This is a genomic window from Ruegeria sp. K11 (assembly GCF_056531905.1).
Map to the genome: position 1 here is coordinate 160,577 of NZ_JBQFMP010000005.1, position 12,075 is coordinate 172,651.

The window sequence follows — 12,075 nt, forward strand, 5'->3', positions numbered from 1 at the left end:
CATGATGAAATTGAGCGCGCTCCTTGCCGGTCTCGGTCTGGCCTCGCAGGCTTATGCCTGTGATCTGGCCTTGGCTTTGGCAGTGGATGTGTCCGGCTCGGTGGATTCCGAAGAATACCGTATTCAGATGGATGGCCTTGCTGCCGGGTTGCGCGATCCGATCGTATCAGAAGCACTTGTGCGCGGGCAGGCGCGTCTGATGCTGGTGCAATGGACCGGCAGTTCCCGCCAGAGGGTGACCATCCCCTGGACCCGGATCGACAGTTTCGCCGCCCTGGACGGATTTGCCGAACAGGTGACCGCCGACCCGCGCGTCTGGCGCAATTTTTCGACGGCAATAGGCGAGGCGCTTGAGATGACCATCGCCCATTTCGACGCGGTGGCCGGCTGCAAACGGCACCTGATTGATCTGTCGGGCGACGGGATTTCAAACGAAGGGGTCGAACCGGTTGAGCTGCACCCCAAGCTGCGCGACCGCGGTGTGACAGTGAACGCAATCGCCATTGAGGAAAGCGAACCCGATCTGACCGCCTATTTCTTTGAAAATGTCATCGTGGGCGAAGGGGCCTTTGTCGTCTCTGCCGCCGGATTCGCGGATTACCCCGAGCGTATCCGCAAAAAACTGCTGCGCGAAGTGACGCAGGAGACGGCGGGGGTGAATCAAGGCCGCTGAAAGATTCGTGATCACATAGCTTCGGCATTGAAAACGCTAACATTGACTGGGCTGAATTCATTTTGTGATCACGAGATTATTTTGTGTGATCACGAAGCGGTTTTATCCGCCTTTTTCCACCGGATTTAACGCTTTTTGCACTTGCAGCGCGTGACAGTGTCGCAAAAACCAGTAAAACGTTCGGTAGCCAACCGAAAAGGAGCCGCCATGGCCGATGTAAATCGGGGCAACCGCCCGCTTTCGCCGCATTTGTCGATTTATCGACCTCAGCTGACGTCGGTCACATCCATCCTGACACGCATCACCGGGAATGCCATGATCGTGGCGGCCCTGCTGATCGTCTGGTGGTTCCTGGCGGCAGCGACGTCGCCCGAAGCGTTCGAGCGCGCAAACTGGTGGCTGACCTCGGTTCTGGGTGATTTGGTGATGGCACTGTCGCTTTGGGGGCTTTGGTATCACACGCTGGCCGGCGTCCGGCACCTGATCTGGGACAACGCGGTTGGACTGGACCTGCCCACAGCGATGAAGCTGGGTTGGGCGGTTGTCATCGGCTCGGTCGTGCTGACCCTGCTTACTTTGCTGATCGTCGCGTAAGGGGGCCTGATATGCGTTATCTGACAGACCGCAAACGGGCCACTGGCCTTGGATCGGCCAAGGCGGGGACGGCCCATTTCTGGCGGATGAAGGTCAGCTCGGTGGCTTTGCTGATCCTTGTTCCTCTGTTTATCTTCACATTTGGCCCGGTCCTGGGGCAACCCTATGACGTGGTTCTGGACTATTACGCGCGTCCCTTCCCGGCCATCGTGGCTGCGCTGACATTGGTCGTCAGCATGAAACACTTCGCCGAAGGCGCGCAGGTGATGCTTGAGGATTATGCCCATGGCACGACCGAAAAAGTGCTGATTATCCTCACCACCTGCCTGTCCTACGGTGCGGCTGCCGCTGGCCTGTTCGCCATCGCGCGCATTGCCCTTTAATTCCCGGAGCTGAAAAGAAATGGCTGCATACGAATACGAAACGCATGAATATGACGTGGTCGTTGTCGGAGCCGGTGGGGCCGGCCTGCGCGCCACGCTGGGTATGGCGGAACAAGGCCTGCGCACGGCCTGTGTGACCAAGGTGTTCCCGACCCGATCTCATACCGTGGCGGCGCAGGGCGGGATCGCCGCGTCGCTGTCGAATATGGGCCCCGACCATTGGCAGTGGCATATGTATGACACCGTCAAGGGCTCAGACTGGTTGGGCGACACGGACGCGATGGAGTATCTGGCGCGCGAGGCTCCCAAGGCCGTGTATGAGCTGGAGCATTACGGCGTTCCGTTCAGCCGAACCGAAGAAGGTAAAATCTATCAGCGCCCCTTTGGGGGCCACACCACCGAATTTGGAGAAGGCCCTGCGGTACAGCGGACCTGCGCTGCCGCAGACCGGACCGGGCACGCGATCCTGCACACGCTTTATGGCCAAAGCCTCAAGAACAACGCCGAATTCTATATCGAATACTTCGCCATCGACCTGATCATGTCCGACGATGGGCAATGTCAGGGTGTCGTCTGCTGGAAGCTGGACGACGGCACCATGCATGTGTTCAACGCCAAGATGGTGGTGCTGGCGACCGGCGGTTATGGCCGCGCCTATTTCAGCGCCACATCGGCCCATACCTGCACCGGCGATGGCGGCGGCATGGTGGCCCGCGCGGGTCTGGCGCTGCAGGATATGGAGTTTGTTCAGTTCCACCCCACCGGCATTTACGGATCAGGCTGCCTGATCACAGAAGGCGCACGCGGTGAGGGCGGGTACCTGACCAACTCGGAAGGTGAGCGCTTCATGGAGCGGTATGCGCCTCAGTACAAGGATCTCGCGCCGCGCGACTATGTCTCGCGCTCGATGACCATGGAAATTCGCGAGGGTCGCGGCCACGGCGAAAACGGCGACCATATCCACCTGAACCTCAGCCACCTGCCTGCCGAGGCGCTGGCAGAACGTCTGCCGGGGATTTCGGAATCGGCCCGCGTGTTTGCAGGTGTGGATGTCACCAAGGAACCGATCCCGGTTCTGCCGACGGTTCACTACAACATGGGCGGCATTCCGACCAACTATTGGGGTGAGGTTCTGAACCCGACCGCCGACAACCCGACCGCTGTTGTGCCCGGCCTGATGGCCGTGGGTGAAGCCGGTTGCGCCTCGGTCCACGGGGCGAACCGGTTGGGTTCGAACTCGCTGATCGACCTTGTGGTCTTTGGCCGTGCGGCGGCGATCCGGGCCGGCAAGGTAGTCGATGCAGAGTCACCAAACCCGGTGCTGAACCAGACGTCGGTCGACAAGGCGTTTGATCGGTTTGACGACGTGCGCAACGCCAGCGGCGCGGTCCCGACCGCCGATCTGCGGCTGGAAATGCAGCGCACCATGCAGGAGGACGCCGCCGTCTTCCGCACCGCCAAGACGATGGCGGAAGGGGTCGAGAAAATGACGGCAATCGCAGCCAAGATGGATGACCTGAAAGTGTCAGACCGCAGTTTGGTCTGGAACAGCGACCTGATGGAAACGCTGGAGTTGACTAACCTGATGCCAAGCGCTCTGGCCACCATTGTCGGGGCCGAGGCGCGCAAGGAATCGCGCGGCGCGCATGCGCATGAGGATTTCAGTGAACGCGATGACGAAAACTGGCGTGTCCACACCGTCAGCCGGGTCGAGGGCAACAAGGTCGAGCTCAGCTATCGCCCGGTCATCATTGATCCGCTGACCACCGAAGACGAAGGCGGCATCAGCCTGAAAAAAATCGCGCCCAAGGCGCGGACGTTCTAAGGAGAGGAACTTATGGTACAACTGACCCTCCCCAAGAATTCGCGCATCACGACGGGCAAGACATGGCCCAAGCCCGGAGGCGCGACCAATGTGCGGAAATTCCAGATCTACCGCTGGAACCCGGATGACGGGCAGAACCCGCGTGTCGATACGTATTTCGTCGATATGGACAGCTGCGGCCCGATGGTTCTGGACGCGCTGATCAAGATCAAGAACGAGATCGACCCGACCCTGACTTTCCGCCGGTCCTGCCGCGAGGGCATCTGCGGCTCCTGCGCGATGAATATCGACGGGATCAACACGCTGGCCTGTATCTATGGCATGGATGAGATCAAGGGCGACGTGAAAATCTATCCGCTGCCGCATATGCCGGTGGTCAAGGACCTGATCCCCGACCTGACCCATTTCTATGCGCAACACGCCAGCATCATGCCGTGGCTGGAAACCAAGACCAACCGCCCGGCAAAAGAATGGAAGCAGTCGATCGAAGACCGCCGCAAGCTGGATGGTCTCTATGAATGCGTGATGTGCGCCAGCTGTTCGACCTCGTGCCCTAGCTATTGGTGGAACGGCGACCGCTATCTGGGCCCTGCCGCGCTGCTGCACGCCTATCGCTGGATCATCGACAGCCGGGATGAGGCGACGGGTGAGCGGTTGGATGAGCTTGAAGATCCGTTCAAACTCTATCGGTGCCACACCATCATGAACTGCGCCAAGACCTGTCCAAAGGGTCTGAACCCGGCCAAGGCAATTGCCGAAATCAAGAAGATGATGGTCGAGCGCGCCGTATAAGACGGATTAAGTAGCACTTGCCGAATTGCGGCAAGTGCATGACACATCTGCAAAATCAGGGGATGCCCGTACGCCTCCCAGGAGATATGGTTCAGGCAGGGAGGAGTGATGAGATCGTGAAGGATCACTCCGATGAGAACGGACACTAAGAAAACCGACGCAAAAAAAGCGTTGGAACTGCTGGAACAGGCCTGGGCCTACTACGCGCCGGAGCCGATTGAACTGGTATGTGACCGCACCCCTGAGCTGTTTGAATATGCAAATGCGGCGTGATCTACCCCTTGCCAAGAGCTGAGTGTTGCGCAAAGCAGAGGGATGCCTGTCCTTCTACTTTTACTTGCTGCCGGGGTCTTCGCCTATCTGTTCTGGCGCTCCCGCACGTCTTCTTTGACGCGGGATTGTCGGTGGCGGCAGCACCGCAAGGAAGGCCAGTGGCAGTGTAATTTCTGCGGTGCTGTTGTGACATCTGAGGCGCAGCCACAACATTGTCAGAGGGGGCAAAGCTGACACCTCTGACGATCAGGGGTTTCCTAGCGCCAGTTTCTGCGCCAGTTTCACACGCATGACAGACTTTGATCGTGCCGCCATACCGCCCAAAGATGCCGATGATCGCCGCGCTATCACGCCGGTCATCTGCTATCCAAACGATGCTTTGCCCAAGCCCGATTTAAAATGGCTCGGGTCCGTGCGCGACGGCGCGAACAAAACTGACGAAGTGCTGGTTCCGCCGCGCGACGCGCGGTGTTTCGAAGTGCCCGCAGGGCATTTCTTTCGGATCACGTCGGTCGAGGGGCCGCAAGTGGGCGATCTGAACCTCTGGAACCTTCACGATTTGTCTGAACGGTTCTATTCCGGCAAATCCCGCGCCCTGCACGGCACGCACCTGTCCAAGGGCGAGCATATGTGGTCCAGCTTTCCGCATTTGCGCCCAATGGCCACCATTGTTGCCGACACTCTGGGGTGGTACGGGATTGATGACTTCGGGGGTTCGGTCCACGATGTGATCGGGACGCGGTGCGATCCCTATACCGGTAACCTGCTGTCAGGGACACAGTATCATCATTGCTGCCATTCCAACCTGACGCGTGCGCTTTCGGATCATCTGGGTATCTCAATGACCGAGGCCGAGCCAGCCGTGCATGACGTCCTGAACGTCTTCATGTGCACGGGCTTCACCCGGGATACCGGGCAGTATTTCATGAAAGCCTCGCCCGTGCGCCCGGGGGATTACCTTGAATTCTTTGCCGAAATCGACTTGCTCGGCAATCTGAGTGCCTGTCCGGGTGGGGATTGTTCCGCTGAACATTCTTCCGATACTGCAGCTTGCTATCCGCTGTTGGTCGAGGTTTTTGCCCCGGCCGAGGCGGCATTGAAGGGCTGGGAGAGCCCTCCGCGCAATGGTTATGACCGAACGCATGGGCGCTGATCAGTCGGTCTTTGTAAACGCGGCTTCCAGTGCGATCTCAACCATGTCGCCAAAGCTCTGCTCGCGGTCAGACGAGGGCAGAGCCTCGCCGGTCAGCAAGTGATCAGATACCGTCAGAACGGCCAGAGCCCGGCATTGGTGCCGCGCGGCGAGGATGTAAAGCTCGGCCGCTTCCATCTCGACGCCGAGGATGCCGTGGCGCACCATCTGTTCGTTCAGATCAGGGCGTTCGTCATAAAACACGTCCGAGGAATAGATGCCGCCGACATGTGTCACCGTTCCCTTTGTCCGAGCCGCGTTAGCGGCGGCTTGCAGAAGGCCCCAATCCGCACAGGGCGCGAAATTGAGCTCTTTCATGATGCCACGTGATGGCGTGCTGAGTGTGGTCGATGTCATCGCCAGAATGACATCGCGCAGGTTCACGCTGTGCTGCATGCCGCCGCAAGACCCGATGCGGATCAGGGTCTTGGCCCCATAATCGCGGATCAGTTCGTTGACGTAAATGGACAGGGACGGCATTCCCATTCCGCTACCCTGAATAGTGACCGGATTCCCCTGCCAGTTTCCAGTGAATCCAAGCATACCGCGCACGTTATTGATTTGCCGGACGTCCTGTAAAAACGTGTCCGCAGCCCATTTCGCGCGATACGGATCACCGGGCAAAAGAACGGTTTCGGCTATTTCACCTTTTTCGGCACCAATATGGATTGTCATTTTGAGACTATTTCCATTCAGATTTCCAATTCAGAAATATCGGCGCCCGATTTCAAGGCGTCGTGAACCCACTGCGGTTTGCGCCCACGGCCTGTCCAGGTTTGGGCTTCATTCGCAGGATTGCGGTATTTTGCATTCGATTTTGGGCCTTTAACGGCGCGCGGCGCATCGCTGGCCAAATCCGAAAGGGAAAAACCGAACTCGGCCGCGGCCTTTTCGGCAGCTTTCAAGGCTTCCTGTCTTTCGCGTTTTTCAGCGCGCTTTAAGGCTTTTTCAATTTGCCCGCGCAATTCCAGCAATTCTTTGCGCGACATGTTCTCAAGATTGATCCCCATCATTCTCCTCCAAAAACGGTTACGACTGGATGTAATTTCGCACCGTAATTCTAAAAGGTGAAATGATCTATCCCCTTTCCAAAAGAGATAATTCTGAAAATCCGGAACAATGCGCCGTTTATTCGGCAGCCATGTTTTTTGGATCAACGATTGTAACGATATCGCCCATGATCGTGTTTAGTTCGAAATTCTTGGGTGTATAAACTTTCGAAACACCCATGGCCTTCAATCTTGATGCGTCATCGTCGGGAATGATGCCGCCCACAATGACCGGAACGTCATGCAACCCCGCCTCGTTCAGGCGCGTCATGACATCCTGCACCAGAGGAATGTGACTGCCAGACAGAATCGATAGCCCGATCACATGGGCCTTGTCTTCCACCGCGGCGCTGACGATTTCTTCCGGTGTCAGACGGATACCTTCATAGCTGATATCCATACCGCAATCGCGGGCCCGGAAGGCGATCTGCTCGGCACCGTTGGAGTGCCCATCGAGACCCGGCTTGCCAACAAGGAACTTCAGGCGGCGGCCCAGCTTGTCGCTGACCGCATCCACAGCGGCCCGCAAATCGTCCAGCCCTTCGGTTTTGTTTGAGACAGAGCCCGAAACGCCGGTCGGGCCGCGATATGTGCCATATACTTTGCGCATCACCTCGGCCCATTCCCCGGTGGTGACACCGGCCTTGGCGGCTGCAATCGAAGGTTCCATCACATTCGCACCGCTCTGTGCGGCGTCACGCAATGCGGCCAGTGCGGTTTCGACCGCCGCATCGTCCCGCTCAGCCCGCCAATTGTTCAGACGGTCGATTTGCTCTTGTTCAACCGCCGGATCGACGACCATGATGCCGCCATCTTCGGTCTGAAGAGGTGAAGGCTCGCCTTCTGTCCATTTGTTCACGCCGACAACAACGGTCTCGTTCCGTTCGATCCTGTTCAGTCTGTCCGCATTGGAATCGACCAGACGGGATTTCATATATTCGATCGAGGCAACCGCACCGCCCATCGACTCCAGGTTGGCCAATTCGGCCCGGGCGCCCGTCTTCAACTCTTCGACCTTGCGGTCCACGGCGGGATTGCCGTCAAACAAGTCTTCATATTCCAGCAGGTCAGTCTCGTACGCCAGAATTTGCTGCATCCGCATGGACCATTGTTGATCCCATGGGCGCGGCAGCCCCAGCGCCTCGTTCCAAGCGGGCAGTTGAACGGCACGGGCGCGGGCCTTTTTTGACAGGGTCACAGCCAGCATCTCGATCAGAATGCGGTAGACGTTGTTTTCGGGCTGCTGTTCGGTCAGCCCCAATGAATTCACCTGAACGCCATAACGGAATCGGCGGAATTTAGGGTTCTCGACATCATAGCGTTGTTGCAGGATTTCATCCCAAAGATCCACAAAGGCGCGCATTTTGCACATTTCAGTGACAAAGCGAATTCCCGCATTCACGAAGAACGAGATGCGCCCGCACAGCGCCGGAAAATCCTCGGCCGGGACGCGGGGGCGCAGTTCATCCAGAACTGCGATGGCTGTGGCCAACGCATAGGCCAGTTCCTGTTCGGGCGTCGCACCAGCCTCTTGCAGGTGATACGAACACACGTTCATCGGGTTCCATTTTGGTACGTTGGTATAGCAATACTCGGCCACATCCGCGATCATCTTGAGTGACGGTTTCGGCGGGCAGACATAAGTTCCGCGGCTCAGATATTCCTTGATCAGATCGTTCTGAACCGTGCCCTGCAACGCGGCCACATCGGCGCCTTGCTCTTCCGCGACGGCAATATAAAGGGCCAGCAACCACGGTGCCGTGGCATTGATCGTCATCGAGGTGTTCATCTGCTCCAGCGGAATCTGATCGAACAGCACCCGCATATCGCCCAGATGGCTGATCGGTACGCCGACTTTACCAACTTCTCCGCGCGCCAGCGTATGGTCGCTGTCATAGCCGGTCTGTGTTGGCAAATCGAATGCCACGGACAGACCCGTCTGCCCTTTGGCCAGATTGCCCCGATATAGTGCGTTCGATGCATGTGCCGTCGAATGACCAGCGTAGGTACGGATAAGCCAGGGGCGATCTTTCTGCGTCTGCGTCATAGCGGGCCTCATATCGAGCTTGAGTAAGAATATTTCGTCAAGAAGTTCTAAAGCGCAATTTTTGGGATATGTCAATTCGCTGCGTCGCGGCATTTAGTGTTCTTCTGATTGTAGGAGGTCGCGTTTGCTGGCAGGGTGCCGGAATGACTCAAACCGTGGAGCTTCCGCTTTGGCTGTTTTTGCTGATCCTGGTGTTTGCCGCGGTCACTCTGGCCTCGCATTTCCTGTTTCCATCGGTGCGTTGGTTCTTTCGCCGCAGACTTGAGCGTGCGGTCAAGCGGCTGAACACGCGGCTGCAGCGCCCGATCCAGCCGTTCAAACTGGCCCGGCGACACGATATGATCCAACGGTTGATCTACGACCCTCAGGTGGGGCGGGCCGTGCAGAACACGGCGCGAGAAGAGCAGGTGCCCGAAGCGGTCGCGTTCGAATCCGCCCGCCGTTATGCACGCGAGATTGTTCCGTCGTTTTCTGCGGTGGCGTATTTCAGCATTGCCATCCGTCTGGCCCGAATGCTGAGCAACGCCTTTTATGATGTGCGCCTCAGCTATCGTGATGAAGAGGCTTTGAAAAACATAGACCCTGACGCGACCGTCGTTTTCGTGATGAACCACCGCAGCAATATGGACTACGTGCTGGTGACCTATCTGGCCGCGCAGCAATCTGCGCTGTCATATGCGGTGGGAGAATGGGCGCGGGTCTGGCCGCTCAGCCGTTTGATCCGGGCCATGGGGGCCTATTTCATTCGGCGAAGATCGGGCAATGAACTGTACCGTCAGGTGCTGTCTTGCTATGTGCGGCATGCGACCGAGGCCGGGGTCACCCAGGCCATGTTCCCGGAAGGTGGCCTAAGCCTGAGCGGCGCACTGGGACGGCCCAAGCTTGGGCTTCTTAAATATATCATCGATGGTACTGAACCCGAGGGGAAGGATGTGGTGTTTGTTCCTGTCGCCCTCAATTACGACAGGGTGTTGGAAGACACGATTCTGACCAAGGCTGCACTGGGCAATGACCGGAGATTCCGGGCCAGGATCGGCGTGATCACGATATGGATACTGAAACAGATCGGGCGTCGCCTGATCGGACGGTACCAGCGTTTTGGGCTCGCTTCGGTCCGATATGGCGCGCCGATTTCGCTGAAGTCTTTTCGTGCGAGGCATAAGCGGGACGTTATGACCGATCTGGCGCGATCGTTGATGTCCCGCATCCGGGACGCAATTCCGCTAGTACCCGTTCCGGCGATTTGCTGGCTGATTCAGAACCATGGGGAATTGCTGGAAGATGAAGTCCGCAGGATGGTCGCTGAAATGATGCGGCGCGATGGGCTCGCGGCTGAACCCGATGACAAGGCTATCACCGACGCCCTGGATCAACTGGTGCAGCGGGGGATTCTCAAACAGGTCGACGGAGTAATATCTCAATCGGGTCAGAGGGTTGATCTGCTGGCCTTTTACGCGGCTTCAGCGCCATTGAGCGCTGGTCAGGCAGATGCTGCGGTGGCGAAGTAAATTTCTGCAACTGCTGGGTCATAAAATTACAAAATAGCATCAAAATATATTGCATTATTTCTTCAGGCCCAATATCTCATCCTGTAAGGCAAGCGATTCTGCATCGCGGCGAACGATTGGAGCAAAGGAGGCCAATATGGCTCTGGACACCGAAAGCGGTATCGCGTCTTACGACGCGCCGGAAAAAGACCTCTATGAGATGGGTGAAATTCCTCCGATGGGGTATGTGCCCAAGAAAATGTACGCGTGGGCGATCCGCAAAGAACGCCATGGCGAGCCGAACACTGCCATGCAGCTGGAAGTGGTCGATGTGCCCAAGCTGGACAGTCACGAGGTGCTCGTTCTGGTGATGGCCGCGGGCGTAAATTACAACGGCGTCTGGGCGTCGTTGGGCAAGCCGATCAGCCCGTTTGACGGCCATGGTCAGCCTTTCCACATTGCGGGGTCGGACGCGTCGGGCATCGTCTGGGCCGTGGGCGACAAGGTGCGCCGCTGGAAGGTTGGCGACGAGGTTGTGATCCACTGCAACCAGGACGACGGCGACGATGAGGCCTGCAATGGTGGCGACCCGATGTATTCCGACAGCCAACGGATCTGGGGCTATGAAACGCCGGATGGGTCCTTCGCGCAGTTCACCAACGTACAGGCGCAGCAGCTGATGCCACGCCCCAAGCATCTGTCCTGGGAGGAAAGCGCTTGTTACACGCTGACGCTGGCCACCGCATACCGGATGCTGTTCGGACATGAACCGCATGATTTGAAACCCGGCCAGAATGTTCTGGTCTGGGGGGCTTCGGGGGGTCTGGGCTCTTATGCGATCCAGCTGATCAACACCGCAGGCGCGAACGCGATTGGCGTGATCTCGGACGAAAGCAAGCGCGACTTTGTCATGGGGCTGGGCGCAAAGGGCGTTCTGAACCGCAAGGACTTCAACTGCTGGGGTCAATTGCCCACAGTGAACACCCCTGAATACGCCGAATGGTTCAAAGAGGCCCGTAAATTCGGCAAGGCCATCTGGGACATCACCGGCAAGGGCGTCAACGTCGATATGGTGTTTGAACATCCCGGCGAGAGCACCTTTCCGGTTTCGACCTTCGTGGTGAAAAAGGGCGGCATGGTTGTGATTTGCGCCGGGACCACCGGCTATAACCTGACCTTCGATGTGCGCTATATGTGGATGCATCAGAAACGCTTGCAGGGGTCGCATTTCGCCCATCTGAAACAGGCTTCGGCCGCGAACCAGTTGATGGTCGAGCGTCGGCTTGATCCCTGCATGTCCGAGGTCTTCACTTGGAAAGACTTGCCTGAGGCGCATATGAAAATGATGCGGAACGAGCATAAGCCCGGCAACATGTCGGTTCTGGTTCAGGCCCCGCGCACCGGTATGCGGACTTTGGAAGAAGTTCTGGACGCAGGCCAGTAACGTAAGGTTGATTTCAACAATGGCACCCGCAGACATGACATTGTCGGCGGGTGTTTTGGCATTCGCGATTCAAGTTGTTTGATTACAAGATCTTACATATTTTTGACCCGCTATTTTTGGGGAGTAGAAAGCAGCGAATATGCCACAATAGTATATACATGTTATGGTTGTGTTAACCCTTCGTTAACTATTTCGGGGACACCCTGATGGCGCAAAATGAGTGGATTTTGGACGTTTTGTCAGACCTCAAGGCGTTTGCTGCGGCGAACGGGTTGGGTGCCCTTGCCGAACAGTTGGATGATACCCGGCTGATCGC

The 12,075-nt window shown here is 57.5% G+C and carries 12 protein-coding genes; 9 read left to right on the top strand and 3 right to left on the bottom strand.

Annotated elements, in window-relative coordinates:
- The first annotated feature begins 4 nt into the window (after positions 1-4).
- The 7 genes from ACR0K4_RS09780 (at position 5) to ACR0K4_RS09810 (ending at position 5,693) form a co-directional block, all read left to right on the top strand.
- The gene (locus ACR0K4_RS09780) at positions 5-673 is read left to right on the top strand and encodes a DUF1194 domain-containing protein (protein WP_480853928.1); all 669 of its coding nucleotides are present in this window, start codon (positions 5-7) and stop codon (positions 671-673) included.
- 207 nt (positions 674-880) lie between these two features.
- Positions 881-1,267, top strand: a complete 387-nt coding sequence (gene sdhC / locus ACR0K4_RS09785; RefSeq protein WP_480518299.1) for a succinate dehydrogenase, cytochrome b556 subunit — start codon at positions 881-883, stop codon at positions 1,265-1,267.
- An 11-nt stretch (positions 1,268-1,278) separates the two neighbouring features.
- A complete protein-coding gene (gene sdhD / locus ACR0K4_RS09790; protein ID WP_480518301.1) occupies positions 1,279-1,650 on the top strand; it encodes a succinate dehydrogenase, hydrophobic membrane anchor protein in 372 nt (123 codons plus the stop codon).
- 19 nt (positions 1,651-1,669) lie between these two features.
- Entirely contained in the window at positions 1,670-3,475 is a 1,806-nt protein-coding gene (gene sdhA / locus ACR0K4_RS09795) for a succinate dehydrogenase flavoprotein subunit (RefSeq protein ID WP_480853812.1), read from the top strand.
- Between the two features lie 12 nt (positions 3,476-3,487).
- On the top strand, positions 3,488-4,267 hold the full coding sequence (locus ACR0K4_RS09800) for a succinate dehydrogenase iron-sulfur subunit (protein ID WP_480853813.1): 780 nt from the start codon (positions 3,488-3,490) through the stop codon (positions 4,265-4,267).
- 132 nt (positions 4,268-4,399) lie between these two features.
- The gene (locus tag ACR0K4_RS09805) at positions 4,400-4,540 is read left to right on the top strand and encodes a hypothetical protein (RefSeq protein ID WP_480853814.1); all 141 of its coding nucleotides are present in this window, start codon (positions 4,400-4,402) and stop codon (positions 4,538-4,540) included.
- 289 nt (positions 4,541-4,829) lie between these two features.
- A complete protein-coding gene (locus ACR0K4_RS09810) occupies positions 4,830-5,693 on the top strand; it encodes an urea carboxylase-associated family protein (RefSeq protein WP_480853815.1) in 864 nt (287 codons plus the stop codon).
- Here the strand turns inward: ACR0K4_RS09810 and deoD are convergent, their stop codons facing one another.
- The 3 genes from deoD to ACR0K4_RS09825 form a co-directional block, all read right to left on the bottom strand.
- On the bottom strand, positions 5,694-6,407 hold the full coding sequence (gene deoD, locus ACR0K4_RS09815; RefSeq protein ID WP_480853816.1) for a purine-nucleoside phosphorylase: 714 nt from the start codon (positions 6,405-6,407) through the stop codon (positions 5,694-5,696).
- Positions 6,408-6,424: 17 nt separating this feature from the next.
- Positions 6,425-6,742 carry an H-NS histone family protein gene (locus ACR0K4_RS09820; RefSeq protein ID WP_480853818.1) on the bottom strand — a complete coding sequence of 106 codons (318 nt, stop codon included), beginning with the start codon at positions 6,740-6,742 and terminating at the stop codon, positions 6,425-6,427.
- Between the two features lie 118 nt (positions 6,743-6,860).
- Positions 6,861-8,828 carry a methylmalonyl-CoA mutase family protein gene (locus tag ACR0K4_RS09825; protein WP_480853819.1) on the bottom strand — a complete coding sequence of 656 codons (1,968 nt, stop codon included), beginning with the start codon at positions 8,826-8,828 and terminating at the stop codon, positions 6,861-6,863.
- A 143-nt stretch (positions 8,829-8,971) separates the two neighbouring features.
- Here ACR0K4_RS09825 and ACR0K4_RS09830 point away from each other — a divergent pair, with 143 nt between their 5' ends.
- Both ACR0K4_RS09830 and ccrA read left to right on the top strand, forming a co-directional pair.
- A complete protein-coding gene (locus ACR0K4_RS09830) occupies positions 8,972-10,336 on the top strand; it encodes a 1-acyl-sn-glycerol-3-phosphate acyltransferase (RefSeq protein ID WP_480853820.1) in 1,365 nt (454 codons plus the stop codon).
- Positions 10,337-10,472: 136 nt separating this feature from the next.
- Positions 10,473-11,759, top strand: a complete 1,287-nt coding sequence (ccrA, locus tag ACR0K4_RS09835; protein ID WP_480518317.1) for a crotonyl-CoA carboxylase/reductase — start codon at positions 10,473-10,475, stop codon at positions 11,757-11,759.
- Positions 11,760-12,075 lie beyond the last annotated feature (316 nt).

Coding starts and splice junctions, on each gene's coding strand:
- deoD (WP_480853816.1), bottom strand. CDS start 6,407: ATGACAATCCATATTGGTGCCGAAAAAGGTGAAATAGCCGAAACCGTT.
- ACR0K4_RS09825 (WP_480853819.1), bottom strand. CDS start 8,828: ATGACGCAGACGCAGAAAGATCGCCCCTGGCTTATCCGTACCTACGCT.
- ACR0K4_RS09810 (WP_480853815.1), top strand. CDS start 4,830: ATGACAGACTTTGATCGTGCCGCCATACCGCCCAAAGATGCCGATGAT.
- ACR0K4_RS09805 (WP_480853814.1), top strand. CDS start 4,400: ATGAGAACGGACACTAAGAAAACCGACGCAAAAAAAGCGTTGGAACTG.
- ACR0K4_RS09820 (WP_480853818.1), bottom strand. CDS start 6,742: ATGGGGATCAATCTTGAGAACATGTCGCGCAAAGAATTGCTGGAATTG.
- sdhA (WP_480853812.1), top strand. CDS start 1,670: ATGGCTGCATACGAATACGAAACGCATGAATATGACGTGGTCGTTGTC.
- sdhC (WP_480518299.1), top strand. CDS start 881: ATGGCCGATGTAAATCGGGGCAACCGCCCGCTTTCGCCGCATTTGTCG.
- sdhD (WP_480518301.1), top strand. CDS start 1,279: ATGCGTTATCTGACAGACCGCAAACGGGCCACTGGCCTTGGATCGGCC.
- ACR0K4_RS09830 (WP_480853820.1), top strand. CDS start 8,972: ATGACTCAAACCGTGGAGCTTCCGCTTTGGCTGTTTTTGCTGATCCTG.
- ACR0K4_RS09800 (WP_480853813.1), top strand. CDS start 3,488: ATGGTACAACTGACCCTCCCCAAGAATTCGCGCATCACGACGGGCAAG.
- ACR0K4_RS09780 (WP_480853928.1), top strand. CDS start 5: ATGAAATTGAGCGCGCTCCTTGCCGGTCTCGGTCTGGCCTCGCAGGCT.
- ccrA (WP_480518317.1), top strand. CDS start 10,473: ATGGCTCTGGACACCGAAAGCGGTATCGCGTCTTACGACGCGCCGGAA.